Here is a 23027-nt window from a genome sequence, read left to right as displayed (position 1 = left end):
ATGAAGTGGAACGCGTGGGGCGATCCCGCCGAGGCGAAGCCACTGTCCGACGGGATCCGGGGACTGCTCGAGCAAGCCCTCGGTGTGCAGGATTCCGACGCCCCCGAACTGCAGGCCGACGAGGTCCGATTGCGACCGTCGGCACTGTCCGACGCTGACCGCGACGCGTTGACAGGCATCGTCGGGCCGGACTACTGCCGCACCGGCGATCAGGACCGACTGCTGCGCGCGGGAGGGAAATCGACGCCAGACCTGTTGCGCCGCAAGGATTCCGGTCAGCAGGACGCGCCCGACGCGGTACTGCTGCCGGGTACTGAGGACGAGATCGCGGACATCCTCCGGTTCTGCAGCGAGCAGCGCATCGCGGTCGTCCCGTTCGGCGGCGGAACCAGCGTGGTCGGCGGCCTGGACCCCATCCGCGGCGAGTTCGACGCGGTGGTCTCGTTGGATCTGCGCCGCTTGAACGAGGTCCACGCCCTCGACGAGGTGTCCGGTGAGGCCGAACTGGGAGCGGGAGTGACCGGCCCGGATGCCGAACGGCTGCTGGGTGAACGCGGTTTCTCGCTCGGGCACTTTCCGCAGAGTTTCGAGTTCGCCACCATCGGCGGCTTCGCCGCGACCCGGTCTTCCGGCCAGGACTCCGCCGGCTACGGCCGCTTCGACGACATGGTGCGCGGTCTGCGTGCGGTGACGCCGGTCGGCGTGATCGATCTCGGCCGCGCACCGGCCTCGGCGGCCGGACCGGATCTGCGTCAACTGCTGATCGGTTCGGAAGGCGTGCTCGGCGTGATCACCCGCGTGCGGCTTCGGGTTCACCCGGTGCCGACCGCGACCCGCTACGAGGCGTGGTCGTTTCCCGATTTCGCCACCGGCGCCGACGCGCTGCGCGCCGTCGTGCAGACCGGGACCGGTCCGACGGTGATCCGGCTGTCCGATGAGGCCGAGACCGGTGTGAACCTCGCGACCACCGACAGCATCGGCGAAAAGCAGATCACCGGAGGGTGTTTGGCCATCACGCTCTTCGAGGGCAGCGAGGCGCACGTCGCCAGCAGGCATTCGGAAACCCGTGCGGTGCTCGAAGCCGCCGGCGGCACGTCGCTCGGCGAGGAGCCCGCGAGAGCCTGGGAGCACGGCCGGTTCGGCGCACCGTACCTTCGCGATTCGCTGTTGTCGGCGGGCGCGTTGTGCGAAACGCTCGAGACAGCGACGAACTGGTCCAACGTGCCGGCGCTGAAGGTTGCGGTCACCGAGGCGCTGACGAACTCGCTGGCCGAGTCGGGCACACCCGCACTGGTGTTGTGCCACATTTCGCATGTGTATCCCACCGGGGCGTCGCTGTATTTCACCGTCGTCGCCGGCCAACGGGGCAATCCGATCGAACAGTGGCGCAAGGCCAAGGCCGCCGCATCCGAAGCGATGATGCGCACGGGTGCCACCATCACCCATCACCACGCCGTCGGCGCCGACCACCGGCCGTGGATGCGCGACGAGATCGGCGACCTGGGCGTCGCGATCCTGCGCGCCGTCAAGGACACGCTCGACCCGGCGGGAATCCTCAACCCGGGCAAGCTGATTCCATGACGCTTCAGGGCCGCGTCACGATGCTGACCAACCCCGCGTCGGGGCACGGCAGCGCACCGCACGCGGCAGAACGCGCCGTCGCCCAGTTCCATCGGCGCGGAGTGGACGTCGTCGCGATCGCGGGGACCGACGCCGAGCATGCGCGAAAGCTCGTCGAGGGCGCGCTCGAGCGTGGGATGGATGCGCTCGTCGTGGCCGGCGGCGACGGCATTATTTCCCTTGCGCTGCAAGTACTTGCGCAGACCGACATTCCGCTCGGCATCATTCCCGCCGGCACCGGCAACGACCACGCGCGCGAGTTCGACATCCCGACCCGCGATCCCGAGGCCGCGGCCGACGTGGTGGTCGACGGTGCCGCCGGGACCATCGACCTCGGGCGTATCCGGTGCTCGGACGGCACCCAGAAGTGGTTCGGCACGGTGATGGCCGCCGGATTCGACTCGCTGGTCACCGACCGGACCAACCGGATGCGCTGGCCGCACGGCCGCATGCGGTACAACCTCGCGATGGTGGCCGAGATGTCGAAGCTGCGGCTGTTGCCCTTTCGGCTGTCGTTCGACGGGCAGGAGATGACAACGGAGTTGACGCTGGCCGCGTTCGGCAACACCCGTAGCTACGGCGGAGGGATGCGGATATGCCCGAACGCCGACCCCACCGACGGCCTGCTCGACGTGACGATGGTGGCGTCGGCGTCGCGGACCAAATTGATCCGGCTGTTCCCCACCGTGTTCAAGGGCACGCACGTCCACCTCGACGAGGTGCGCACCGCCCGGGCGAAGACCATCACCGTCGACTCCCCCGGGATCAACGCCTACGCCGACGGCGAATACATGTGCCCGCTCCCGGTGGAGGTGTCCGCGGTGCCGGGCGCCTTGAAGATCTTGACGCCGCGCCGTTTGTGAAACGTACGACGAAAACCGGCGAAAAGCGTCGCGGGATTCACATTCGAGCGGGGAACTAACCGACGCCGCGGCTGATGTCGTCGGCTAACCGACTCCGCGGCTGAGCCAGCTCACCTCCGCGCCCGCACCGCCGTCGCGATACGGCTCGAGGGCCTCGTCCCAAGCGGTGCCCAGCACCGAGTCCAGCTCAGCGGCGAGCATGTCAGCGCCGGAGGCCATCAGCGCGCGCAGCCGCATCTCGCCGACCATCACGTCACCGTTGGCGCTCATCAACCCGCTCCACAACCCGAGCTGCGGAGTGTGGCACCACCGATGGCCGTCGACGCCGGGGCTCGGGTCCTCGGTCACCTCGAACCGCAGCACCGACCACGACCGCAGCGCGCTGGCCAACGCTGCGCCCGTGCCCACCGGACCTACCCAGTTGGTGACGGCGCGCAGCTGTCCCGGCATGGCCGGCTGCGGGGTCCACTTCAGATTCGCCCTTGCTTGCAGGGTCGACGACAACGCCCACTCGACATGCGGGCACACCGCCGCGGGTGAGGCGTGCACATACACCACGCCTGTCGTCGCGTCGGCGAACTGGTTCGACGCACGCATAGCTGCTCCTTCGGCTCCACGAGGGACGTCTTCCCCAAGCGGCCTCTCGAAACCGAATTACAGCTGTGTCGTGCGTGTCTATTGTGCCCTGTGAGACGCCTGTTGCGCTAGTCTGCGCCGAATTCTCTCAGTACTTCGTCAGAGAGTTGCCGCCACGGCTGGTACGCCCACTCGCCGAATTCCCGGTCGGTGAGCACCACAAGCGCCAAATCGGCCTGCGGGTCAACCCACAAAAACGTCCCTGACTGGCCGAAATGGCCGAACGTCCGGCCGGAGTTCTTCGCCCCCGTCCAGTGCGGCGACTTGTCGCCGCGGATCTCGAAGCCCAGCCCCCAGTCGTTGGGCCGCTGGACGCCGAATCCCGGCAGCACGCCGTCCAGACCGGGAAACTGCACCGAGGTGGCCTCGCCGTGGAGCTGCTCCGACACCGTGACCGGCCGGAGCAGATCGCCGGCGAACGCCGCGAGATCGGCCACCACCGACGTCGCACCGTAACCCGCGGCCGCCGCGCCGCCGTCCAGCTCCGAGTCGTTCATGCCCAACGGTTCGAACACCGCTTCGGTCAGATACCGCCCGAACTCGATGCCCGTGGCGTTCTCGAGCGTCTCAGCGAGCACCCCGAACCCGTAGTTCGAGTACACGCGGCGCGTCCCGGGCTCGGCCATCGTCTCCGCCGAGTTCATCGAGTAACCGGAGGTGTGGGCGAGCAGATGACGCACGGTCGCCCCCGGCGGCCCGGCTTCGGTGTCGAGTTCGACGGCGCCCTCCTCGACACCGACCTGTACCGCTCGGGCGGCGAGCGGCTTGGTCACCGACGCCAACGGGAACCGATGCCGCATCTCGCCGCGCTCGGCCAAGACGCCGGACGGCCCGACCACGGCGGCGGCGGCATTGTCGACGGGCCAGTCGGCTATCGCATCCAGCGCGCTCATCGCGCCGAGCTTAACCGCCGGGTCCGGCCGTCCAAGCCGCGACGATCGCGGCCACGTGTCGCGCATCCGTGCCGCAGCACCCGCCGAGCACGCTGACAGCCGGTAGCCGGTCACGTAGCCCGGCGTGGCGGGCCGCGAGATCTTCCGGATCGCCCTCGTCGAGTTCGGTGGCCTCGTCGAGCTCGGCGTGGCTCTTGGCCGACGCGTTCGCGCGGAGGCCCACGATGCGGTCACGCCAGGCACCCTCGTGGTCGAGTGCATCGGAGAAGTGAGTAGGGTGCGCGCAGTTCACCATGAAGTAGGCTGCCGCGCCGTCGGTTTCGGTGTCCACCCGCTCGATCGCCTCGTGCAGCGGTTCCCCGGTCGGCAGCCTTCCGTCGGTTTCGACGGTGAACGACACCGCCGCGGGAATGCCGACCGCCGTCGCTGCCCGCACAATGCCGATCGCCTCTTCCGCATTCGTCATCGTGATCGCGGTGACCTGGTCGGCCGAGGTATGCGCAAAGGTTCCGATTTGAACGGCGTGGTACCGCTCGGCGTCGTCGGCGCTCATCGCCTCGCCGGGGTCGTAGCCGTCGCCGCGCGGGCCGACGCATCCGCTCACCACGGTGGTGATCCCGTCGGCCGCCGCCGATGCGCGGACGTCCTCCGCAAGTGCGACCGCGGCACGGTTGACCGTGTCGAGACGTTCCGCCGAATAGCCGAGTTGTGCTGCCCAGTCGGGGTTGGCGCGCCACGTCGGTGTTTCCACCACGAAGCCGGCGCGGTGCGCGCGTGCGATCGCGAGATAACCGTCGTAGTAGCGACGCAACCGCGCGCGGGTGTCCGGCTGCTCGACGAGCGGGAACGCCGCGAAGGCAGGCAGGTCGAGCCCGTCGTGGAACACCAGCTCGGTCTCCAGACCCCCGTCGGTGACGAACAGGCCATGGCCGCCAAGCTGCGGCAGGCGTTCCCGGCGGGCTGCTGCTGTCACGGTTTCCATGACGCTCCTATTTCCGCGCGATGTAGTAGTTGTTGATCGGATCCGACTCGATCTCGCATAACTCGACCTCGACGAAGCCGGCGTCGGCGAGCATCGACGTGGCGAGTTGATGACCCCAGCAGGTGCCGAGGCCGGCGCCTTCGAGAGCCAGCGACACGGTCATGCAGTGCATCGTCGAGACCGTGTAGAGGTACGTGGACAGCGGCACACCGACGTTGTCCTCCAGCCGACTCGAGGCCTTGATGTCGACCATCAGGAAGTAGCCACCCGGTCGCAGCGCGCGCTGGATGTTCGCCAAAACCGCGGCGGGTGCGGCCTGGTCGTGGATGGCGTCGAAAACCGTTATCACGTCGTAGTTTTCGGGCATGTCGAGGCCAGCCACGTCGGCGGCGACGAATGTGACATTCGACAGGCCGAGCCGAGCCGCCTCCGCGCGACCCACGCCGAGCCCCTCGTCGGAGAAGTCGATTCCGGTGAACCGGCTGGCCGGGAACGCCTGGGCCATCACGTTGATGGCATGTCCACTGCCGCAACCGATGTCGGCGACGTCAGCGCCGTCGCGCAGCAGCTGCGGCAGCCCGTCCGCCAATGGCAGGATGACGTCGACGAGCGCAGCGTCGAACACCTCCCCGCTCTGTTCGGCCATCAGGGTGTGGAAGCGCGGATATTCGCGGTAGGACAGGCCGCCGCCGGCACGGAAGCAGCCGATGATCTTCTGCTCGACCTCGGCCATCAGCGGGATGAACTGCGCCACCCGGGCGAGGTTGTCCGGTCCCGCGGCGCGGGTGAGCACCGCGGCGCGGTCACGGGGCAGCACGTAGGTGTCGGTCGCCGGGTCGAAGTCGACCACCCGAGCGGTGACCACGCCGCCGAGCCACTCCCGCACATATCGTTCGTCGAGGCCCGCGGCCTCGGCGATCTGGGCGCTGGTCGACGGCGGCAGTTCGGCCATGGTGTCCCACAGCGAGGTCTGGTGGCCGATCGACAGGAGCAGGGCCAGGCTCGCGCCGTCGATCGCCGCGACGATCCGCTCGGCGAACTGCTCGGTGGTGTCGTCGGCCGGCCGTTGGTCGATGTCGGTCATGGCTGGTCCTCCACTCGGGGTGCAATACCGTCAATTGCACAACGGGTGACCGCGCCGGGTGGTTCAACCGCGAAATCAGCCCGGTGAATCGCAGCCATTAGGTTGTACGCATGAGTCAAACGGTGCGCGGAGTGATCTCCCGGAAGAAGGGCGAGCCAGTCGAGGTCGTGGACATCGTGATCCCCGACCCCGGTCCGGGCGAGGTGGTCGTCGACATCACGGCATGCGGGGTGTGCCACACCGACCTCACCTACCGCGAGGGCGGCATCAACAACGAGTATCCGTTCCTGCTCGGCCACGAGGCCTCGGGCACGGTCGAATCGGTGGGCGAGGGGGTCACCAACGTCGAACCGGGTGACTTCGTCGTGCTGAACTGGCGTGCGGTGTGCGGGCAGTGCCGGGCCTGCAAGCGCGGTCGCCCGCACCTGTGCTTCGACACCCACAACGCCGCGCAGAAGATGACACTGTCCGACGGCACCGAGTTGACGCCCGCCCTGGGTATCGGCGCATTCGCCGACAAGACGCTGGTGCACGAGGGCCAGTGCACGAAGGTCGATCCGGCGGCGGACCCGGCGGCGGCCGGGCTGCTGGGCTGCGGCGTGATGGCCGGTCTCGGAGCGGCGGTCAACACCGGCGCGGTGAACCGTGACGACACGGTCGCGGTCATCGGCTGTGGCGGAGTGGGCGATGCGGCGATCGCGGGTGCGCGCCTGGTCGGCGCCAAGCGGATCATCGCCGTCGACACCGACGCCAAGAAGCTCGACTGGGCGCGCGACTTCGGCGCCACCGACACCGTCAACGCGCGCGAGTCGGATCCGGTGGAGGCGATCCAGGATCTCACCGACGGGTTCGGCGCCGACGTGGTGATCGACGCCGTCGGCCGGCCGGAGACCTGGAAGCAGGCCTTCTATGCTCGCGATCTCGCGGGAACCGTTGTGCTGGTCGGTGTTCCGACCCCGGACATGACGCTGGAGATGCCGCTGATCGACTTCTTCTCCCGTGGCGGCTCCCTGAAGTCCTCGTGGTACGGCGACTGCCTGCCGGAACGCGACTTCCCCACGTTGGTCAGCCTCTACCTGCAGGGCCGGCTGCCGCTGGACAAGTTCGTCAGCGAACGCATCGGCATCGACGATGTGGAAGAGGCCTTCCACAAGATGCACGGCGGACAGGTACTGCGCTCGGTGGTGATCCTGTGAACGCCGGGCCGATCGGCCGGGTGGTCACGCACGGCACGTTCGAACTCGACGGCGGCAGCTGGGAAGTCGACAACAACATCTGGGTCGTTGGTGACGACTCCGAGGTGGTGGTGTTCGACGCGGCGCACGACGCGGGTCCGATCGTCAACGCCGTCGGCGGCAGGCACGTCGTCGCGGTCGTGTGCACGCACGGCCACAACGACCACGTGACGGTCGCACCAGAACTCGGTCTGGCGCTCGACGCCCCGGTGCTGTTGCATCCCGCTGACGACGTGCTGTGGCGGATGACGCACCCGGACAGCGACTTTCGCGCGGTGGCCGACGGCGACACCCTGCGGGTGGCCGGCACCGAGCTTCGCGCCCTGCACACCCCCGGCCACTCGCCGGGCTCGGTGTGCTGGCATGCGCCCGAGCTGACCGCGGTGTTCTCCGGAGACACGCTCTTTCAGGGCGGACCGGGTGCGACGGGGCGGTCGTTCTCCGACTTCCCCACCATCCTCGAGTCGATTTCGGGTCGGCTGGGCAAGCTGCCCGGCGACACCGTCGTCTACACCGGCCACGGCGACTCGACGACCATCGGTGACGAGATCGTCAACTACGACGACTGGGTGGCACGCGGCAGCTGAGCTGGAGCCACTAGTCGTCGAGCGGTCGGGCCGCTTTCCGCGTGCGCGCCGACCAGATCAACGCGGCGATGAGCCCGACGGCCCCGAGCGCGGCGAGCCCGCCCCACAGCCACAGCAGCCGGCCGTGGGAACTGTTGTGGCCGAAGGCGAGCCGCGGGTCGATGTATCCGCTGACATCGCCGTCTGTCGAGACGCGGTAGGTGTTGGCCTCGGGTGCCTGCACCACCCAAACCGGCACATGTGTGTCGCTGTCGAATGTCGTTGTCTCGCCGATGCTCTGGGTTGTCACCGGGTCCGGGGCACCGTCGGGCGCCTCGATGTTGAACCTGATCTGGGGGATGGCGAAGCCGCTCCTCGGCTGACCGGCCGTCATGGTGTGGAAGCTGACGGTCACGTCGCCGGCCGGCAACTGGACGCTGCCGCTGCCCGGGATCGGCACCTCTCCGTACGCGTCGAACTCGTCGAACACGAAAACGGTCAGCGCCAGCGTGACGAAGAAGCCGACGACGGCGACCACCAGGGTCAGCACGGAGACGACGACGGCACCGCGCGGGGTGACCCTTGCGCTCATGGGCTGAGTTTGTCATGGCCGACCGCGCGCCGTATGCGGCGGGGACTACCGTCGGAAAGTGACCGGATCTGTTGCCCGCACATCACCGGAGGTCGCGATGCCCGAATCCAGCATCGTCGTGCGGCCCGAGCCGATGGAAAGCGGGTCGTACACCGCGAGCTCACGGCTGCAGGCCGCAGGACTGCAGGAGGCGATCAAGCTGTTCGAGGAGGCGGCCGCCGCCGTGCCCGTCCCCCGGCTCCCGCAGCCGTTCGTCATCGCCGACTACGGGGCTTCGACAGGCCACAATTCCCTGCTGCCGATCTGCGCGGCAATTGCGGTGCTGCGCAATCGGACCCGAACCGACCACTCCACCTTGGTCGTGCACACCGACGTGCCGGAAAACGACTTCACCGCATTGTTCCGGACCCTTGCCGAAGACCCGGACACGTATCTGAGCAAAGACGCCGCGACCTTCGCCTCGGCGATCGGCCGGTCGTTCTACTCGCAGATCATGCCGTCGAGCAGCGTGCACCTGGGCTGGAGTTCGTGGGCGGTCCACTGGCTCAGCCGGGTTCCCGCGCCGATTCCCGACCACGTGCACATCGCCTACAGCCGCGACGAGAAGCTGCGCGCCGCTTACGCGCGGCAGGCCGCCCAGGACTGGCAGGAGTTCGTCGCGTTTCGCGGTCGCGAACTGCGTCGCGGCGGTCGTTTGGTGGTGATGACGACCGCGGTCGACGACGACGGCGAGATCGGCTACCGCCCGCTGTTCAGTGCGCTGGTGGACGCGCTCGAGGAGTTGACTGCCGCACGGCTGCTGACCACCGATGAGGTCCTCGCGATGGGCATCCCGATCATCGGCCGCAGCAAGTCGGACTTCTTGGCGCCGTTCGCCCCGAAAGGCCGCTTCGAGCAATTGGAGATCGAACACCTCGAGGTGTTCGACGCCGGAGACCGCTTCTTCCAGCAATACCAAGTCGACGGCAACGCAGCGGCTTTCGGCGCCCAGTGGGCGGCGTTCTGCCGGGCCGCGGTGTTCCCGACACTGGTGGGCGGCCTCGCGGGCGGCGCTGCGGACCCGCGGTCAGCGGAGCTGGTCGACCGGCTGGAGGCGGGACTCGCGGCCCGACTCGCCGCGGCGCCGGAGAGGACGCAGATCCCGATGGCGCACCTCGTGTTGGCCAAACGGGAGCGGAGCCACTGACGGCCCGACTCAGGGCGCCATCTCGTAGGCGCCGTCGTAGGCCTGCACGCGTTCCCACACCCGGCCGAAACGCCCGGCGTCGTGATCGGGTGTGCGGACGGCGTCGAGCGCCCAGGACCGCTGAGCGGTGGTGGCCGTCGGCTTACCGTGCAGCGCAACGGCATACGCGTTGAAGTCGCGGATCTGAAAGTCGAAGATCTGGTCGACCAGATCTCGATCCAACGCGGTCAACCCCGCCTGCTCGAGAATCAGCTGACCGTAGACGATCAGCGAGAACAGGTGACCGACGTTGAGCAGGAAGTCGAGGTCCTTCTGCTGTTCGGCGTCGGGCGCCGCGGTCAGCAGCAGGTCGCGGAACGCCGTGGCCTGGCCGTAGAAGACCCCGACGTTCGGGATGTCCAGGTGTTGCTCGTACACCGGCGTCCAGTCGGCGAACTGCACTTTGGCGGCCCCGCGGGTCGGGCCCTGGTTCCAGAAGAACGTGTCATCGGCGGCGTCGTCACGCGTCGGTATCTCGGGATACTTCGCCGGGTTGAGCATGTAGTTCGGCATGAACTTCAGCACCAGGCCGACGTTGACGTGCACGGTGCCTTCGAGGCGCGGCAGTGTCCCGATGAGCGCAGCGATCTCGCGGAACATCGTGTTCTTCTCGTATCCCTTGGCCGCGATGACATCGTGCAGCGCCCTCAGCACGGTCTCGCCCTCCATCGTCACCTTCGCCTTGGTCAGCGGGTTGAACAGCAGGTATCGCCGGTCATCGAGGCTGGCCGCGCGAAAGTAGTCGACGGCGCGCCCGCTGAACAGCTTCATCGCGACCAGTCGCGAGTAGGCGTCGACGAAGTTGACCCGGACGTGCGAGAAGTCGGTGACCCGGTTGCCGTACAGGATGCGGTTGTGGGCGTGGGTGATCGCCTCGTAGAACGCGTGCTCGGCCATCCCGATCGAACACGTGCAGAGGTTGAACTTGCCGACGTTGACCGTATTGAGCGCTGCGGCAAAAGCTTCCACGCCGGTGTGCAGGATGTCCTGTTCGCGCACCGGATAGTTCTGCAGCCGGAACGTGCTGACGTAGATCTGCATGTGCACGACGTTGTCGATCAGGTGATAGTCCTCGTGCCGGCTGTCGGCGACGAAGAAGACGTACCCGTCCTGGCCCTCGGTGTCGCCCCGGCGGCCGAACACCGACACCATGCTGGCGACGTTCCCGTTGCCGATGTAGTACTTCTCTCCCGTCGCCCGGTACACGATGCCGTTGGCGCGGTCCTCTTCACCGGCGGGGGTGAGGACCATGTCGGTGTTGTAGACGTCGGCGCCGTGCGCGCGTTCGGACAATCCGAACGCCATCACCTCGCCGGCCTCGAGGTCGTCGGCGGCCCGCAGCTTGGCGTCCTTGTTCTCGCTCTGCCAGATCGGTCCGAGACCCAGGATCGTGACCTGCTCGGTGTACCAGTAGGTCAACCCGTAGAAGCCGAGAATCTCCGACAGCGCGGCGTTGCGGGCCGCATCCCAGCGCTTGTCCGGGTTGTCGCCGGCGAACTCCGACGGCGTCAGGAAGGTGGCGAACAGCTTCTCCCGCTTGACGAAGTCGACGAAATCGGCGGGCCACTGCGCGGCCAGGTCGTCGTCGAGAATGCGTTTCTTGCCTTGGCTTTCGAACCAGTCGACCGTCGCGCGCAAGAGCCTGCGCGTCTCGGGGTCGAACTGCTGCGGATCGTAGGTGTTCGGGTTGAACAGCAAGCCGTCCGTCTGCGTCATTGCGCAAGCGTAGGGCGCAGATCGGCGCTACGGAGCGGGTTGGCCGGGCAGTTGCGGGGCCGGCACCCACGGCAGTCCAGGGATGGTCGGGTACGGCGCGGTCGGGGTCCAGGCGGGCGGCTGCGTCGTTGCCGGCGGCTGCGTCGTTGTCGGGGGCTGCGTGGTCGTCGGCGGCTGCGTCGTCGTCGGGGGCTGAGTCGTCGGTGGCGGCTCGGACGTCGGCGGCGGCGGCGGTGAGGGCGACGGCGGCGCCTCGGTGACCGTCTGCGTCACCGGGGGCGGTTGGTAGACGGTCTGCGGCGGCGGGGCCTCAGTTTCTGGCGGCGGTGCCGGCGACGATGTGGGCCGCGGAGTCGCCGTCATCGGCGGCGCGGTGGTCGAGGCGGGCGACTGCGCGTCCTGTCCGCTCGTCGTCACCCACAGCACCGCGCCCACGAGCGCAGCAAGCACCACGACGGCACCGAGCGCGATCGGCACCGCCGGGTTGCGGTACCACGGCGCCGGTCGGGGCGGCAGGTCGTCCCAGGACTCGTCGGCGAACTGCATCTGCGGGCGCACGCCGGCGGCCCCCGCCGTGTAATCGTCGTACTGGTCCGTCGGCGCCACCTCGGGGGGTTCCTCAGCATCCGACCAGGCCAGGGCGCCGAAGCTGCTCGACTGCGGCGACATATCGTCGGCCTGCGAGGCGACTTCGGGCGCCATGGCAGTCGCCGCGGCAGCGGCAGCAGCGGCCCCGGGAGCCGCGGACATCGCCGTCATCCCCTCTTCGACCGTGCCGCGGACGGCTGAGAGCCCAGCGCCCACCGCCGCGGCCAACTCGGGGTGGGCCGTCGTGATGACCGGCACCCGCAACCGCTCCGACAACGTCGTGGTGACCAGCGGGATGCGCGCGCCGCCGCCCACCGTGGCGACGGCCGACAGTTCTCGAATCCCGTTGCGCTTCAATGTTTCCTGAAGCGCATCGGCGAAGCCGGTGACCGGGGCGCGCAGCAGCTGGTCGAGTTCGGTGCGGGTCAGGCGCACGTCGCTTCGCCGCCCGGGCAGCTCGGCCACCAGCGAGGTGAACGCTGCCGTCGACAACCGTTCCTTGGCGGCCCGGCACTGCGCGCGCAACCGCGACAGCGAGCCTATCGCCGACGTGCCGGACAGGTCGATGGCACCGGCTGCGGACAGGTCGTTCAGAACATGGGTCAGCAGGCCCTGGTCGATCAGGTCACCCGAGAGATCGGTGTGCCGCACCGGCTCGCCGACCGGGCCGTAACCGCTGCCCGCGTCGACCAGGCTGATGGTCGTGCCGCTGCCGCCGAAGTCACAGAGCGCGATGACGCCGCGCGTGGGCAGGCCCGGCTCGTCGTGCAATGCGGTCAGCGCGGCGACCCCGTCGGAGACGACGGGCGCCTTGTCGGGATGCCGGAATTCCGGAACCCCGGCCAACGCACTGCGCAGGGCGTCGACGGACGCCGGTCGCCAGTGCGCCGGGTGCGTCACCGCGACCGGGCCGGCGGGTCGGCGACCGCCACCCACGGCGTAGAGCATCGCCCGCAGCGCGTCGGCGAGCACGGCCTCGGCGCGATGAGTGGAGCCGTCGGCGGCGACGATGCCGACCGGATCGCCCACGCGGTCCACGAAGTCGGTGAGGATCAGGCCGCGCTCGTTGAGGTTGCGGTTCTCGTTGGGTAGGCCGACCTCCGGCGGCCGGTGCGCGAACCGCGTCAACACCGGCGACCGCCGCACCGCGGACCGACCCACGACGACGGCCGAGAGGTTGGTGGCGCCAACCGACAGCCCAGCTCCCTGCGCCATCAGCGGATGGTGCCCGCGCCCGGGATCAGCGGCAGATCGAGCGCGGTCACCCAGCCCGGCGATAGGTCGTTGACGGCGGGCACCGCGTTGAGCGCACGCAGACCAGTGGCCAGGCAACCGGCCGCAGCCGCGTCACGACCCGAGCCGTCGGTGAACCGGAACGCGGTCTCCTGGAAGATGCTGGGCGTGCCCTCGATGTCGACGCGGTAGACGTCGTTCTGGTTTCCCGACGGCCAGTCCGGCGCGGCGTCGTTGCCGATCCGGTTCACATGCTCGAGTTGAATCCGGGTCTGGCCCTGGTAGACGCCGTTGACGGTGAACCGCACAGCGGCGACGTGGCCGGGCGCGATGACTCCCTTTGCGGTCTTGCGTTCGGTCGGCGTCACCCACTTGTCCCAGGTGGTGGTGATCTCGTCGAGCATGATCCCCGCGGCGTGGGCGATCATGGGAACCGTTGCGCCCCAGGCGAACACCAAGATGTCGGGGTTCTCCAGCAGGGGCCGGTACTCCGGCGGCTTGCCGATGCCCATCTCCCGGTCGTAGTCGCCCTCGTAGTTGGTGTAGTCGAGCAGTTCGGAGGCGCGGACCGTTCGCACCTCCGAACACAGCCCCATCAGGGTCATCGGGAACAGGTCGTTGGCGAAGCCCGGATCGATGCCCGTGGTGAAACACGACGACTCGCCCAGTTCGCACGCGACGGTGATCGGCTCGATCCAGTTGGTGGGTTGAGGTGCATCGTCGGCCAGATCCACGGCGTCATCGCGGTGGAGCAGACGTCGATTCCGGCGCGCAGGAATCGGGTGATCAACGCGATGTTGTCGTCGGCGCGGGCGGCCGTGGGGCCGTAGTGCACCAGCGCGTCGGGTTTCAGCGCGATCAACGCGTCGACGTCGTCGGTGGCAGCCAGCCCCAAGGGCTCATCCAGTCCGCAGATCTCTGCGACGTCGCGCCCCACCTTGTCCGGATTGCTCACCCCGACACCTACCAGCTCGAACAGCGGGTGCTTCACGATCTCCGGGATCACCATCTTGCCGACGAAACCGGTGCCCCAGACCACTACGCGTTTGGCGCCCCCAGAATTCGTAGCCACAGCTCGAAGTTACAGGTTGATCGGATCTGCCGGGGCAGCCGTTTTGGTGCTGTCCTGAAGCGTTGCCTTGAACTGCATCACGCGGTAGGGCCAGCCGCTCGCAGTGTTCCATTGCGACACCATCAATCCGAAACCGCCCTCGACGTCGAAGCGGGACCCCGGCAGCAGGTAGCCGCCGTACAGCTGAGCGACACGGCTACCGGCATGGTCCTCGGCGTCCCAGGCCGATCCCAGCACCGGCGTTTGGATCGGCGTGGTGTGCATGTTCGCCACCGGCGACGCCACCACCCGGTAGCCGAGCGCGTACCGCGACGCGAGAAATCCGCCGAGCACCCACTTGCCCGAGCCGATGCGGCGCAAAGCGAGCTCGCCCCACCTCTCCCCGGCGGGCGTGATGGGCGTCGCGCGGGCGCCCCACTTCCACCGGCCACCCTTGAAACCCCAGCCGAGGTAGCGGCTCCGGTCCCCGATGTGCTCAGGGCGCACGCGCATCAACACGATGCCCTTGTCGCGCTGAAAACCGGTGGCCGCCACGTAGATCCAGTTGTCGTCCGGATCGTGGTCCCACGCCCAGCACTGCGCGTGACCGTCGTGCAGGTCCGCGGGGAACCTGGCCTTCTCCCCCAGGTGCGTCCAGGTGACACCGTTGTCGCGCGAGCACCAGATCTCGGTCCACGCGACGGTGCCGAACCCGCGGTTGACGATGGCGTGCAAGTACATCGAATCGCCGACGGTCAGCAGGTCCGACGGGATCACGGTGCTGATGCCGCCGCGGCGCCATCCGCGGAAGCCGTCGTCGTGCGCGTAGTCCCACAGTTGCCGCGCGTAATCGGGGTCGCTGCCGCCTGCGCGTTCGTAGACGATTTCGTGATCGGCGTCGCCGGTGCCGATCAGCACGACCGGCGAGCGCCAGTCGCCCTGCCCCACCTTGCGACCCGAGAACGTGTCGCCGAACACCGACACCAGCTTCCCGTTCGGCGCGATCACCGAAGCGCCGAGATCGGTGCATGTGACGCCCCATCGGTCGGTGCGGCCCGGACCGGTCACATCGACGGCTTTGCCGTTGGGCACCTAGGCGCAGCGGCGCAGTCCGCCGGGCTCGCAGATCAGCGGGTACGGCGTGACGGGAATCGCCAGCGGTTCCTTGAACGACAGCGTCAACGGGAGCACGGCCATGCCGGGCTGCTCGCCGCAGACCTCACCGTGGAGGATCTTGGCGTTGCCGGCGAGCGTGGCGCCGTCGAACGAGTAGATCTCCTTCTGGAGAGCGGTGCTGCCGTCGGGGCAGTGGCGGATCGAGTCGAACGTGTTGGACTGGAAGGTCCACTCGCCGCCGACCAGGTTGGCTTCGGAGCCACCGCGCCCTGCGGGGGTGACCTTCAACCGGCAGCCGACGGCGAGGATCAGCGGATCGCGCAGGTCGCCGACGGTCGGGACGCAGATCGGATAGATCTCCCAGGTGGTTTCGGCCTGCCCGGCGATCCGGACGGTGTAGACACCCTCGGGGGTGTCCGGCGACTTGACGTCCCCCTGGCCTCGCGCGATACCGGCGGCGCCGAACACCACGCCGAGAATGAGCGCGGCAACGCCCAGCGTTCGTGTGACCGTGTTCCTCAACGTCATCCCTTTCCGGCGTCGGCGGTGAACTGAGTATCCCAGTGTGCACATCACCGCGTCACCGCTTTGCCGAGGACCGGGTTTCGCCGACCAGCGCCGACGGGTAAAGATTGCACGAAACTCAGGGTGGTGGCGATGAGACGACTGGTGGCGTGGTTCGCCATCGCCCTGCTCACCGCGGTCGCCGCCTGCTCCACCGGCCAGCGCGTCGACCTGGGCGACTCGTCGGATTACCTCATCGCCGCCATCGCCGGCGAACCCGACCAACTGGACCCCCACAAGACCAGCGCGTACTTCTCGTTCGAGGTGCTCGAGAACGTCTTCGACACGCTCGTCGAACCCGACGCCGACCTCGTGATGCGGCCCGCCCTCGCACAGTCGTGGGAGGTCAGCCCAGACCAACTCTCGTGGACGTTTCACCTTCGACCGGGAGTGACGTTTCACGACGGCAGCGCGCTGAGCTCCGACGACGTCGAGTTCTCCTACCGCCGGATCATCGACGAAAAGCTGGCGAACGTCGACAAGTTCAGCGCCGTCACCGACGTGCGGGCCGTCGATCCGTTGACCGTCGTGATCGCGGTCAAGCAGCCGACGCCGAACCTGTTGACCAACATCGGCGGCTTCAAGGGCATGGCGATCGTGCAGCGCCGCAACGTCGAGAGCGGTCAGATCGCCACCCACCCGATCGGCACCGGGCCGTTCGCGTTCGCCTCCCACAAGAGCGGTGACTCGATCACGCTCAAGGCCAACCCGTCGTACTGGGGACCCCCACCGAAAGTGCCGGGCGTGACGTTTCGCTTCATCTCCGAACCGTCCACCGCGCTGTCGGCGCTGCAGGCCGGTGAGATCGACTGGACCGACGCCGTTCCGACGCAGCGGGTGGCCCAGCTGCGCGACGACGACTCACTGCATCTGGCGGTGACGCCGAGCAACGACTACTGGTATCTCGCGCTGAACGAGGCCCACAAACCGTGGGACGACGTGCGGGTCCGCCGGGCCGTTGCCTTCGGCATCGACCGCGACGCGATCGTCCAGGCCACCAGTTACGGGACCGCGGCAGAGAACCAGCTCGCGATTCCCGAAGGCAACCCCTGGTACACCGAGTACCGGCGTTACCGCTACGACCCGGACACCGCCAAGCGGCTGCTCGACGAGGCGGGGGTCGGCAACCTCGACCTCGACATGCTGGTCACCGGTGAATACCCGGAGACCGTCACCGCGGCCCAGGTCATCGCCGACAACCTTGCGCCGCTTGGTATCACGGTCCACATCCGTACCGTCGACTTCGCGACATGGCTCGACGAGCAGAACTCCGGGCACTTCGACATGCTGATGATGGGCTGGCTCGGAAACATCGACCCGGACGACTTCTACTACGCTCAGCACCACACGGACGGCACCAGCAACGCGCAGAAGTTCTCCGACCCCGACGTCGACCGCCTGCTCGACGCAGGCCGGGTGCAGACCGATCATCAAGCGCGCGAGGACATCTACCGGCGGGCGGCGACGATCATCGCCGACGAGGTGAGCTACATCTTCCTGTACAACCCGTCGGTGATCCAGGCGTGGGTGACCAACCTGTCGGGCTACGAGGCCCGCCGCGACGGCGCGGTGCGGTTCCGCACCGCGAGCCTCACCGAGGACGAATCATCATGACACGCTTGGTCACTCATCCGATTGCGCGTTTTCTCGCGCGCCGGTTGGCCTACTCGGCGGTGGTGTTGCTCGGGGTGGCAGTCGTCAGCTTCGCGCTGATGCACCTCGTGCCGGGCGACCCGGTGCGCATCGCGCTCGGCACGCGTTACACGCCGCAGGCCTATGAGGCGCTGCGGTCGGCCAGCGGCCTCGACCGACCGATCGTCGGGCAGTTCTTCGGTTATGTCGGCTCGGCGCTGACCGGCGATCTGGGAGTGAGTTTCCGCAACGGCGATCCGGTGACGCAGATCCTGCTCGAACGCCTTCCGGCGACGGTCTCGCTGGCCGCGGCGGGAATCGTCATCGCCCTGCTGATCGCGATCCCGGCGGGGATCTGGTCGGCTCTCCACGAAGGCAGGCTCAGCGACGCGATCGTGCGCATCGGCAGCCAGTTCGGCGTCTCGATCCCCGACTTCTGGATGGGCATCCTGCTGATCGCGCTGTTCGCCTCGACGCTGCACTGGCTGCCCACGTCGGGCTACCGGCCGCTGCTGGAGGACCCCGCGGGGTGGTTGCGCCACCTGGTGCTGCCCGCCGTGACCATCGGCCTGGTCGCCGGGGCAATCATGACGCGGTACGTGCGCTCGGCGGTTCTCGAAGTCGCCACGATGGGCTACGTGCGTACCGCGCGGTCGAAAGGGCTTGCGCCGCGAGTCGTCACGCTGCGCCACACCGTGCGCAACGCGCTGATCCCGGTGTTGACGATCACCGGCATCCAACTCGCGACGATCCTGTCGGGGGTGATCGTCGTCGAGGTGGTGTTCGCCTGGCCCGGGTTGGGCCGTCTGGTCTACAACGCGGTCGCGGCGCGCGACTATCCGGTCATCCAGGGCACAGTGCTGCTCATCGCGGCGCTGTTCCTGCTGATCAACCTGATCGTCGACGCGCTGTACGCCGTCGTCGACCCGAGGATCCGCCTGTCATGAGCACACCGGAGACCCGCGTTTCCTCACTGCGGCTGCTGCTGGCCAACCCGGTCACGGTGGTGAGCGCGGCGCTGCTCGTCGCGATCGCTTTCGTAGCCGTCACCGCGAATTGGATTGCGCCGTACGAGATCAACGACGTCGATGTGCCCAGCGCGCTGCGGCCGCCCGGTGGCGCCCACTGGTTCGGCACCGACGAGCTGGGCCGCGATGTCTTCTCCCGGGTGCTGGTGGCGACGCAGGCGTCGATGCGCGTGGCGGTGATCAGCGTGGCATTCGCGGTCGTGGTCGGCGCGACGGTCGGGGTCCTGGCGGGCTACCGAGGTGGCTGGCTCGACACTGTGTTCATGCGCGTGGTCGACGTGATGTTCGCGTTCCCGGTGCTGCTGCTGGCTCTGGCGGTGGTGGCGATCCTGGGACCCGGTGTGACGACGACGATTCTGGCGATCGGCATCGTCTACACGCCGATCTTCGCGCGCGTCGCGCGGGCCAGCACGCTCAGTGTGCGCGTCGAACCATACGTCTCGGTGTCGCGCAGCATGGGCACCGGACACCTCTACATCCTGCGCCGGCACATCCTGCCGAACATCGCGGGACCGTTGGTGGTGCAGACGTCGCTGTCACTGGCGTTCGCGATCCTGTCGGAGGCGGCACTGTCGTTCCTCGGGTTGGGCATCCAGCCCCCGCAGCCGTCCTTGGGCCGGATGATCTTCGACTCGCAGGGTTTCGTGACGATGGCATGGTGGATGGCGGTTTTTCCCGGTGCCGCGATCTTCGTCGCCGTGCTGGCATTCAACCTGCTGGGCGACGGCCTGCGCGATGTGCTCGACCCGAAGCAGCGCACGATGATCGAGGCCCGGAGACGATGACCGAGCCGGTGTTGAGCGTGCGCGAGCTACAGGTGGCGATCGGTAGGCGCGAGATCGTACACGGAGTCTCGTTCGACGTGGAGCGGGGCAAAACGCTGGGCATCGTCGGTGAGTCGGGTTCGGGCAAGTCGATGACCGTGCTCGCCGCGACGGGACTGCTCGACGCACCGGGCGCTTCGGTCTGCGGAACATCTACTCTGACAACCGATTCCGGTCATACTCAGCTCGTCGGCGCACCGAGCCGGGTGCTGCGCAGCGTGCACGGCGGCCGGATCGGCTTCGTGTTCCAGGACCCGGGCACGTCGCTGAACCCGCTGCTCACCCTCGAACGCCAGATCACCGAATCCCTCGAGACGCACCGCAGGATGACTCGCCGCAAGGCACGCACACGTGCGCTCGAGTTATTGACCGCGGTCGGACTGCCGGATCCCGAAGCGCGACTGCGCGCCTATCCACACCAGCTGTCGGGCGGGCAGAAGCAGCGGGTGATGATCGCGATCGCGATGGCGTGCGACCCGGCGCTGCTGATCGCCGACGAACCGACGACCGCACTCGATGTCACTACTCAGGCCCAGATCGTCGACCTCGTGGCCGGCCTGCAACGCGACTTCGGCACCGCTGTCGTGTGGATCAGCCACGATCTCGCCGTCATCGGCCAGGTCGCCGACGAAGTGACGGTGTTGCGCGGCGGCGAATCCGTCGAGCAGGCGTCGATCACCGACGTCTTCGAGCACCCCCAGCACTCCTACACGCGCGAACTGCTCGCCGCCCGCCCCCTGATCGGCGGATCCGGGCCGCTCGCCGCGTCCGATGCTCCGGTGCTGCTCGACGTCGACGGACTCGATGTGCGCTTCACGGTCGACACGCCGGCCGGCCGGTCGACCGTCCACGCCGTCAAGGCGTTGTCGTTTCACGTCCGGCGCGGCACCACGTTGGGTCTCGTCGGCGAGTCCGGCTCGGGGAAGTCGACCGTGGCGGCCGCGCTCACCGGATTGTTGCGACCTGATGCCGGCACCGCGACGCTCGACGGGTCGGATGTGTTCGGCGTCCGCGGATCAGCGGAGAAGGCGTTGCGCCGGCGGATCGGCCTGGTGTTCCAAGACCCGTTCGCGTCGCTGAACCCGCGCTCCCGCGTCGGCGCGTCGATCGGCGAACCGCTGTACGTGCACCGGCTCGGGGGCGGCCGGCCTGCGCGGGCGGCCAGAGTGGCCGAACTGCTCGAATTAGTCGGACTGCCAACGTCATTCGCCTCGCGTTACCCGCACGAGCTGTCCGGCGGCGAACGCCAGCGGGTGAATATCGCCCGGGCGCTGGCCGGCGAGCCCGACCTGCTCATCCTCGACGAAGCCACTGCCGCACTGGACGTCTCGGTGCAGGCGCGGGTGCTGGACCTGCTGGCCGGCCTGCAGCGCGAGCTGGGTTTGACCTATTTGTTCATCGCGCACGACCTCGCGATCGTGCAACAGGTCAGCCACGACGTGCTGGTGATGCGCGACGGCGCAGCGGTGGAGTACCGGCCCGCGTCCGACCTGTTCGCGTCACCGCGGGATGACTACACCCGCGCGCTGCTGGCCGCCGTACCTCCTGAGCGCCCTCGGGTTTCGGCACCGTGAGAAGGTTCTTGCCATGACTCAACTGGACGGCAAGGTCGCGTTGGTGACGGGTGCGTCGGCAGGGCTGGGCGCCGCGGTGGCACAACTTTTCGCGCAGCGCGGCGCGATTGTGTTCGGCATCGCTCGCGACGCGGAGAAGATGGCGTCGGTGTTCGAGACGGTGCCCGGTGGGCGGTACGCGTCGGTGGACGTCACCTCGTCGGCGGCGTGCCGGGACGCCGTCGCACAGTGCGTCGACGAGTTCGGCCGACTCGACGTGTTGGTCAACGTGGCGGGCTTTCACCAGATGCGACACACCACGACGATGACCGACGACGACTGGGACCGCGACCTCGCGGTCAATCTCAACGGCCCGTTCTATCTGTGCCGCGCCGCGCTGCCGCACCTGCTCGAGTCAGCAGGCAACATCGTCAACGTCACGTCGATCGCTGGCGTCGAAGGCGAGGTGTACTCGGCGGGGTACTGCGCGGCCAAACATGGTCTCGTCGGCCTGACGCGCGCACTCGCCGTCGAGTACACCAAGGAGAAGGTGCGGGTCAACGCCGTGTGCCCGGGCGGTATGCCGACGGCGCAGACCACCGAGTTCACCGCGCCCGGAGGCGCCGACTGGGACCTCATCATGCGCATCGCCTCGCCGCGCGGATTCATGGACACCGTCGACGTCGCCAAGGCGATCGCGTTTCTGGCCAGTGACGACGCCGCCGCCATCCACGGCGCGGTGTACCGCGTGGACAACGGCAAAGGCGCCGGCTGACCTACAGCAGCTTGTGCTCAATCACGGTGTCCAGATGCGGCTTGCGCCAACCGCCGCTGACTTTCTCGATCCGCACACCGATCTCGCCGCCGGCGATCTCCAGCGTGCCGATCTGATTGCGGAAGTGCGGCATCGTGACGGGTCGCCAGCGCAGGCGCGGCTCACCCACTCCGGCGGTCCTCACCAACAACTTGCCGACGACCTCCGCAGCTCGGGTGTGTCCAAGTCGCAACACGATTCGTTCCACGGCCGACGGCTCCTTGCGCAGTCCCGAGCACACCACCTGCCAAATCTTGGTCTGCGTGCTCGGCGTGTTCTCGGGTAGCTCGACCTCCGAAACCCAGCAGTGGTGGACGTCCCCGCCGAACATGATCATCGACTCGGGGGCTTCACCGCACTCGCCGGTCGCGACGTCGACAACCAGATCCTCGAACCGCCGGAAGCTGTGCTGAAAACACGCCCAGTGGTCGAGGTTGGCCGTCATGCGCACCATCTCCCCGAGCCCGGTCAGCCGCCGGCCCCACGCGCCGTCGGTGACGGCCTCCGACCAGCCCTCGATGTGGTGCATGCCGTAGGGCAACAGGATCGGCAGCGAGCTTGCGAACAGCAGGTGGTCGTAGCGGCCGTCGATCTTGGCCCTGATCCAGTCCCACTCCTCGTCGCTCATGATCCGCCGGTCCCCGGGCCGCAGTTGTCTTCCGGTGCGCGAGTCGGCCACGATGAGCCGGACCGAGCCCAGGTCGCGGCACATGCTGAATCGTGAAGCGCCGTCGTCGCTTTCGGCCTGTTTGGCGAGCATCCGGATCGGTTCGGCGCCGTCCCGGCTGGCGAGCACCTGCTGCAGCGTCTCGTCGTCGGCGAGTTCCTTCGGCGACATGTTGCCCAGATGCTGATAGATCCAGTAGGCCATCAGCCCGCCCATGATCCTGGTCTGGTACCAGTCGGTGCTGCGCTTCTCGTCCAGCCATGCCTGCGACGTGTTCCACTTGTCGTTGATCTCGTGGTCGTCGAACATCATCGACGTCGGCAAAGTGGACAGCATCCATCGCACCACCGGATCACTCCAGGCATCCCAGTAGCCGATGCAGTACTCCTCGAAATCCTCGAGCACCTCGACCGGTCCGTTGGCGTGCACCTCGCGCTCGGCGACCAGGTCAACGACACGATCAGGGACCTGGTCGCCCATCATCAGCAGCGCATCCGGCCATGATGCCGAGGGCTGCCGCAGCATCCGCATACCGTAGGTGCGCA

Annotated in this window: 20 protein-coding genes and 1 pseudogene; 10 read left to right on the top strand and 11 right to left on the bottom strand. The window is 68.1% G+C overall.

All coding sequences use genetic code 11. From position 1 onward, the window contains the following. A complete protein-coding gene (locus A5663_RS12200; RefSeq protein WP_068148785.1) occupies positions 1-1581 on the top strand; it encodes an FAD-binding oxidoreductase in 1581 nt (526 codons plus the stop codon). Beyond that, complete coding sequence (locus A5663_RS12195; protein ID WP_068148783.1) at positions 1578-2483, top strand: diacylglycerol kinase; 906 nt, start codon at positions 1578-1580, stop codon at positions 2481-2483. The genes A5663_RS12200 and A5663_RS12195 overlap by 4 nt, the downstream gene beginning before the upstream one ends. Positions 2484-2567: 84 nt before the next feature. Here the strand turns inward: A5663_RS12195 and A5663_RS12190 are convergent, their stop codons facing one another. The 4 genes from A5663_RS12190 to A5663_RS12175 all read right to left on the bottom strand — a co-directional run bounded on the left by A5663_RS12190 (position 2568) and on the right by A5663_RS12175 (position 6078). Continuing rightward, the gene (locus A5663_RS12190) at positions 2568-3080 is read right to left on the bottom strand and encodes a DUF3145 domain-containing protein (protein ID WP_068148780.1); all 513 of its coding nucleotides are present in this window, start codon (positions 3078-3080) and stop codon (positions 2568-2570) included. 107 nt (positions 3081-3187) lie between these two features. After that, positions 3188-4012 carry a serine hydrolase gene (locus tag A5663_RS12185; RefSeq protein ID WP_068148777.1) on the bottom strand — a complete coding sequence of 275 codons (825 nt, stop codon included), beginning with the start codon at positions 4010-4012 and terminating at the stop codon, positions 3188-3190. Positions 4013-4022: 10 nt separating this feature from the next. Next, on the bottom strand, positions 4023-4985 hold the full coding sequence (locus A5663_RS12180; RefSeq protein WP_231976765.1) for a homocysteine S-methyltransferase family protein: 963 nt from the start codon (positions 4983-4985) through the stop codon (positions 4023-4025). 16 nt (positions 4986-5001) lie between these two features. Further along, complete coding sequence (locus A5663_RS12175; RefSeq protein ID WP_068148773.1) at positions 5002-6078, bottom strand: class I SAM-dependent methyltransferase; 1077 nt, start codon at positions 6076-6078, stop codon at positions 5002-5004. A 110-nt stretch (positions 6079-6188) separates the two neighbouring features. Between A5663_RS12175 and A5663_RS12170 the strand changes: the two genes are divergently transcribed. Both A5663_RS12170 and A5663_RS12165 read left to right on the top strand, forming a co-directional pair. Next, positions 6189-7274, top strand: coding sequence for an S-(hydroxymethyl)mycothiol dehydrogenase (locus A5663_RS12170; RefSeq protein ID WP_068148771.1), 1086 nt, complete (start codon positions 6189-6191; stop codon positions 7272-7274). Next, positions 7271-7900 carry an MBL fold metallo-hydrolase gene (locus tag A5663_RS12165; protein WP_068148767.1) on the top strand — a complete coding sequence of 210 codons (630 nt, stop codon included), beginning with the start codon at positions 7271-7273 and terminating at the stop codon, positions 7898-7900. Before A5663_RS12170 ends, A5663_RS12165 begins: the two co-directional genes overlap by 4 nt. 10 nt (positions 7901-7910) lie before the next feature. Here the strand turns inward: A5663_RS12165 and A5663_RS12160 are convergent, their stop codons facing one another. After that, a complete protein-coding gene (locus tag A5663_RS12160; RefSeq protein ID WP_068148765.1) occupies positions 7911-8471 on the bottom strand; it encodes a hypothetical protein in 561 nt (186 codons plus the stop codon). Positions 8472-8568: 97 nt separating this feature from the next. On the opposite strand from A5663_RS12160, the gene A5663_RS12155 reads away from it, so the two are divergent. Further along, positions 8569-9657, top strand: a complete 1089-nt coding sequence (locus tag A5663_RS12155) for an SAM-dependent methyltransferase (protein WP_068148762.1) — start codon at positions 8569-8571, stop codon at positions 9655-9657. A gap of 9 nt (positions 9658-9666) precedes the next feature. Here the strand turns inward: A5663_RS12155 and A5663_RS12150 are convergent, their stop codons facing one another. The 5 genes and pseudogenes from A5663_RS12150 to A5663_RS12130 all read right to left on the bottom strand — a co-directional run bounded on the left by A5663_RS12150 (position 9667) and on the right by A5663_RS12130 (position 15922). Further along, positions 9667-11412, bottom strand: coding sequence for an acyl-CoA dehydrogenase family protein (locus tag A5663_RS12150; protein WP_068148758.1), 1746 nt, complete (start codon positions 11410-11412; stop codon positions 9667-9669). Between the two features lie 27 nt (positions 11413-11439). After that, on the bottom strand, positions 11440-13215 hold the full coding sequence (locus tag A5663_RS12145; RefSeq protein ID WP_068148755.1) for an Hsp70 family protein: 1776 nt from the start codon (positions 13213-13215) through the stop codon (positions 11440-11442). Continuing rightward, positions 13215-14242, bottom strand: a pseudogene (locus A5663_RS12140) (dihydrodipicolinate reductase). The gene A5663_RS12145 and the pseudogene A5663_RS12140 overlap by 1 nt, the downstream one beginning before the upstream one ends. A gap of 72 nt (positions 14243-14314) precedes the next feature. Further along, positions 14315-15376: a DUF4185 domain-containing protein gene (locus A5663_RS12135; protein WP_068148752.1), complete on the bottom strand. Its 1062-nt coding sequence runs from the start codon at positions 15374-15376 to the stop codon at positions 14315-14317. Beyond that, positions 15377-15922, bottom strand: coding sequence for a hypothetical protein (locus A5663_RS12130; protein ID WP_231976764.1), 546 nt, complete (start codon positions 15920-15922; stop codon positions 15377-15379). Between the two features lie 135 nt (positions 15923-16057). On the opposite strand from A5663_RS12130, the gene A5663_RS12125 reads away from it, so the two are divergent. Genes A5663_RS12125 through A5663_RS12105 form a run of 5 tightly spaced genes read left to right on the top strand, consistent with a single transcriptional unit; the run spans position 16058 to position 21776 of the window. After that, entirely contained in the window at positions 16058-17578 is a 1521-nt protein-coding gene (locus A5663_RS12125) for an ABC transporter substrate-binding protein (protein WP_068148853.1), read from the top strand. Beyond that, the gene (locus A5663_RS12120; RefSeq protein ID WP_068148746.1) at positions 17575-18543 is read left to right on the top strand and encodes an ABC transporter permease; all 969 of its coding nucleotides are present in this window, start codon (positions 17575-17577) and stop codon (positions 18541-18543) included. Before A5663_RS12125 ends, A5663_RS12120 begins: the two co-directional genes overlap by 4 nt. Then, positions 18540-19409 carry an ABC transporter permease gene (locus A5663_RS12115; protein WP_068148743.1) on the top strand — a complete coding sequence of 290 codons (870 nt, stop codon included), beginning with the start codon at positions 18540-18542 and terminating at the stop codon, positions 19407-19409. The genes A5663_RS12120 and A5663_RS12115 overlap by 4 nt, the downstream gene beginning before the upstream one ends. Continuing rightward, entirely contained in the window at positions 19406-21022 is a 1617-nt protein-coding gene (locus A5663_RS12110) for an ABC transporter ATP-binding protein (RefSeq protein ID WP_068148740.1), read from the top strand. Before A5663_RS12115 ends, A5663_RS12110 begins: the two co-directional genes overlap by 4 nt. Before the next feature lie 13 nt (positions 21023-21035). Beyond that, a complete protein-coding gene (locus tag A5663_RS12105; protein ID WP_068148737.1) occupies positions 21036-21776 on the top strand; it encodes an SDR family NAD(P)-dependent oxidoreductase in 741 nt (246 codons plus the stop codon). A 1-nt stretch (position 21777) separates the two neighbouring features. Here the strand turns inward: A5663_RS12105 and A5663_RS12100 are convergent. Continuing rightward, positions 21778-23027 (bottom strand): alkaline phosphatase D family protein (locus A5663_RS12100; RefSeq protein ID WP_068148735.1); only part of this gene is annotated, 1250 nt, incomplete at its 5' end.

Origin of the sequence: Mycobacterium sp. E740 (assembly GCF_001672895.1) — a bacterium.
In the GTDB taxonomy this organism is placed as follows: Bacteria; Actinomycetota; Actinomycetes; order Mycobacteriales; family Mycobacteriaceae; genus Mycobacterium.
Note: the sequence above shows the minus strand (reverse complement) of the source record. Positions and strands in the feature narration are given on the sequence as shown.